3 protein-coding genes and 1 pseudogene are annotated in these 4,340 nt (G+C 40.2%); 1 reads left to right on the top strand and 3 read right to left on the bottom strand.

The window, feature by feature from the left end; genetic code table 11:
- The first annotated feature begins 38 nt into the window (after positions 1 to 38).
- Entirely contained in the window at positions 39 to 1,673 is a 1,635-nt protein-coding gene (locus tag JQM82_RS14495) for a recombinase family protein (protein WP_328284225.1), read from the top strand.
- Here JQM82_RS14495 and JQM82_RS14490 read toward each other — a convergent pair.
- From JQM82_RS14490 to JQM82_RS14480, 3 genes and pseudogenes are all read right to left on the bottom strand, one after another.
- A pseudogene (locus tag JQM82_RS14490) lies at positions 1,663 to 2,481 on the bottom strand (S8 family serine peptidase); the annotation flags it as partial. The gene JQM82_RS14495 and the pseudogene JQM82_RS14490 overlap by 11 nt on opposite strands.
- A gap of 42 nt (positions 2,482 to 2,523) precedes the next feature.
- Positions 2,524 to 3,141 (bottom strand): rubrerythrin family protein, encoded by a 618-nt coding sequence (locus JQM82_RS14485; RefSeq protein WP_235251109.1) that lies wholly within the window; start codon positions 3,139 to 3,141, stop codon positions 2,524 to 2,526.
- A 68-nt stretch (positions 3,142 to 3,209) separates the two neighbouring features.
- Positions 3,210 to 4,226 (bottom strand): glycosyltransferase family 2 protein, encoded by a 1,017-nt coding sequence (locus JQM82_RS14480; protein WP_235251108.1) that lies wholly within the window; start codon positions 4,224 to 4,226, stop codon positions 3,210 to 3,212.
- Positions 4,227 to 4,340 lie beyond the last annotated feature (114 nt).

Here is a 4,340-nt window from a genome sequence, read left to right as displayed (position 1 = left end):
ATTCTAGAAAATCAAAATTTACAGGCAAAGGAGAAAGCATTGATAATCAGATTACCAGATGTAAAGAATACCTGAAATTTCATTACAATGTTGAGGATGAAGATTCTATTATCGTTTTTGAAGATGAAGGATACTCTGGTAAAAATACCAATCGACCTCAGTTCCAAATCATGTTAGAGGCCTGTAAGCGAAAAGAAATAAAAGTTATCATCTGCTATCAATTAGATCGAATCTCCAGAAGTGTCAAGGACTTCTCTATATTATTAGACCAATTGACTGAATGGGGCATTGGTTTCGTGTCAGTCAAAGAATCTTTTGACACCTCGACACATATGGGAAAAGCTATGATGATTATTACTTCCGTTTTTGCACAGATGGAACGAGAAAATCTTGCCACACGACTAAAAGACAACTTCCAAACTCTGGCAAGGAGTGGGCATTGGCTCGGCGGTACAACTCCTACTGGATATAAAAGCACTGTCACTACCGGAAGTATTGCTTCAAATGGCAAAACCAGGAAAGCATATATGCTTGAACCCATTCCCGAAGAATCTCGAACGATTCAGAAAATTTTCTCTGCCTATCTGGAAACAAATTCTCTCACAATGGTAGAGAAATTATTACAGGAAGAACATATCTACACACGCAACAATATTCCATTTAAATGTTTTGCTATTAAAAATATTTTAAAAAATCCTGTCTATGCCAGTGCAGATGAAACTGTGTGGGACTATTTTCATGAATTAAATGCAAATCTCTGCTTTGAGAAGTCGGAATGCAGCAGTGAATACGGAATTATGGCATTTAATAAAAGTAACCAAACCAGCGGAATTCCACACGATATGAAAGAATATGAAGCATGGATTATTGCAATCGGAAAGCATACTCCTCTTGTCTCTGGAAAAGACTGGGTAAAGGTACAGAATATGCTTGCTTTAAATGCTTCTAAAACATTCCGCAAACCAAGAAGCAATCAGGCACTTTTGTCTGGTTTGATTTTCTGTGGGCATTGCGGAAATAAGATGCGTCCGAAGATGGGGCATTCTACCAGACCGGATGGCTCACGCTCTTTTAATTATCTATGTGAAACAAAAGAAAAAAGCCGGCAGAAAAATTGCACTATGAAAAACGCTCCCGGTAACCTTCTTGATGAGATGGTCTGTAATGAAATTAAAAAATTAGCAGAAGATGATTCTGTCTTTCTGAAACAATGGAGAGAAACGAAAAAGGCTTTACTCGCTAAAGGGGATACTCATTTAGCAGAATTAAAGTCTTTAAAAGCCAGTCTTTCTGAAAAGGAAAAGCAAATTAATAATCTGCTTATATCGCTCGCTGAAAGTGCTGATTCTCCGGCTCATGCTTACATACAGGAACGAATCAATTCGATTCACGAGGAAAAAGTACAACTTGAAAAGCGCATCAAAGAACTATCGGAACTCTCCAATAATCAATCCATCATGCTGGAAGCCGAGTTGGAATATGTTCCGAAGATGCTTACTTCTTTCAGTCAGTCTTTTGATTCTATGAGCCTAGAAGAAAAGCGTTCTACTTTAAGATTATTTATAGATAAAGTAATATGGAATGGAGAAACTATCGAATTATATCTGATGGGTTCTTCTGATACTTCCTTGTCCAAAGTGTCAGAGCCGCTACAGAGGGGTAGCCAAAACTGATATTCACTGCCACCGGCATCCGGAATTCCAACGCTTTCCGAAGAACATAATCCAGCCCTTCCATCAATTCGACCGTACGAGGAAAACCTTCCTGCATCGGATTTCCAAGCTTCACAACTAATAGTTCACTCTGTGATGCCACACCTGCATACACCCCATTACTGCCTCGTCCATTTCCTGCTACAATCCCGGCAACTGCAGTTCCGTGTCCGGAGATATCCATAGTTGGAAGCATCTCCCTCTGCAGCTGCAGTGTCGGCTGTCGTAACGCTTCATTGATCTGCTCCTGTGTATATTCCACTCCCAATGTATACCCTTCCGGAGAGTTTCTCCCTTCCCCGGGTACCAGCGATTGGTCCCAGAGTGCACGAATCCTGGTCGTACCGTCCGGATTGCGGAAGTCTTCATTGGTATAATCGATTCCTGAATCAATCACCGCCACAAGAACACCCTGTCCATATAATGAAAAACGGGTATTCTGCACCGCATTGATGCAGGATACCCGTCTTCCGTTCGCCGCCTGAAAGAACAACCGCTTCGGTTTTTCTACATATTCCACTTCCGGAACAGTCACCAGCCTCTCAATCAAAGATTCCCGAATGGTCAGAATCGCATATTCATTTTGAAGTTCTGTTACCTGATCCGATAGTGCTCTCACCTGATCAAGATTTCCGGAATATTTTACAATCAGATCCCATTTTCTTTCAATCGGATGATATCCGACATCCAGATTCAGTGATTTTTCCCGTTCTTCTTCCGTGGCATCCAACGCCAGATTCAACAGATTTTCCAACTTTTGACTTGTCATACTGTCCCTTTCTGTTTTAATAATCTTTTTGCTGCATTTTCATTAATATACCACAATCAGATCTCCTCTCAGATAAGGTGCCAGATCTGCCGGAATAAAGTATCCCTTTTCTTCCAGACATGCCGGACATACTTCCGGTACTCTTGTGCCTTTATGAATATATCCACAATTCAGGCACATCCAGTATCCTGTTCGGCCGGTTTCGTAATATCGTCCACTTTCCAGAAGCTCTGCGAGCAGTCCAAATCGTTTTCCATGAACCGCCTCAATCCTGGCAATATGGAAAAAGGCTGATGCTGCTTCTATGAATCCTTCTTCCTTTGCTTTTTCTCCAAAAGCCATATAGACATCATCTGCCTCTTCCATCTCATTGTGTTGTGCTGCACGCAGTAATCCTGTAATACTGTCATCATGGTCTACCGGATAACCGCCCTCAATATCGATCGTCTCTCCATTCAGATTTTTCAGAAGATCATAGAATCTTTTCGCGTGTGCCCTCTCCTGATCTGCAGTAAATAGAAACACTTCTCCGATCGCATAGTATTTCTTGTCTCTCGCCTCCTGTGCTGCAATGGTATATCTGTTTCTTGCCTGACTTTCCCCTGCAAATGCCTTCATTAAATTCACTTTTGTTTCACTATTTTTAAAATCAACAGCCATATCATATACTCCTTTTCTTCACTATCCTTAGTATATGATATGGCTGTTATATTATTCATAGATTTGATTTAATTAAATCCAATCAGTCTTCTGGCAACAGAATATGCCATCGATGAGATCTTTCTTCCCGGCTTTCCCGGAATATTCATCGTCTGCCCCAGAATTCCGTAACGAATTCTTAAGAACGTCTTGATATCTTTCTGCCTCAGATACTCCCAGAGTTCTTTCTTTTTCTCAAGATTTTCTTTGGATTTTGACCGGATACATAATATAGATGATACTGTCATCATAATTGCAAGATAATTCATCATGTACTGACGAAGTTTTTTACTCTGGATATCCTTCATCTGATACATATCTATCATCTTTCTGGTAACAAAGATCTGCTGATCCAGTCTCTTAATCATAACCTTTTCATTGACAGACTGATCTTCCCTTCCGATATAATACCGGTAAAAATCCACATCCAGATAATAAATCTTACGAACGTGTGGAAGCGGATAGTATACATAGATATTGTCCACATAAAATGTATGCTTTGGCAGACTGATCTGGCTCAGTTTCAGCATATCCGTCCGGTAGATTACAGAATGCATCAGGATATATTGATCCAGGTGAAAATGTCCGATCTCATCCCAGCGGAACACCTTTTCCTGCGGCAGAACATTCCTGTAATGTATGACCTTTTTATGCGCTGCTCCGACTTTTTCATACACATAATTCGAAACCAGCATATCAATACTCTCCTGTTCATCCTCCAACTGATGCAGAAACTGAAGTATTTTTTCCAGTGCTTCTGTATCTACCCAGTCATCACTGTCCACAACTTTAAAGTATTTCCCCTGTGCATCGGCAAGTCCTGCATTTACCGCATCTCCATGGCCCCCATTTTCTTTATCAACCACTTTAATGATACTCGGGTACTTTTCCATATATTCATGCGCAATTTCAGATGTTCTGTCTTTCGATCCGTCATTTACAATAATAATCTCTACGTCCTCTCCTCCCGGAAGGATGCTTTCAATCGCATGTGCCATATATTCCTGCGAATTATAACACGGAATCGCAAATGAAATGTATTTCATGCTCTTACTTCCTTTCTAATCGATAACTGTATTAAAGTATAAAGCATTTTCTTGGATTTTCCAACAAAATCTTTGCATAATATCCGTGTTAACAATTTGTTCATTTATCTTTCA

It is taken from the genome of Faecalicatena contorta, from assembly GCF_021531995.1.
Taxonomy (GTDB): domain Bacteria; phylum Bacillota; class Clostridia; order Lachnospirales; family Lachnospiraceae; genus Dorea_A; species Dorea_A contorta_A.
Note: the sequence above shows the minus strand (reverse complement) of the source record. Positions and strands in the feature narration are given on the sequence as shown.

Bases quoted from the DNA above. Each gene is read 5' to 3' on its own strand.
- JQM82_RS14480 (WP_235251108.1), bottom strand. From the start codon at position 4,226: ATGAAATACATTTCATTTGCGATTCCGTGTTATAATTCGCAGGAATAT.
- JQM82_RS14485 (WP_235251109.1), bottom strand. From the start codon at position 3,141: ATGGCTGTTGATTTTAAAAATAGTGAAACAAAAGTGAATTTAATGAAG.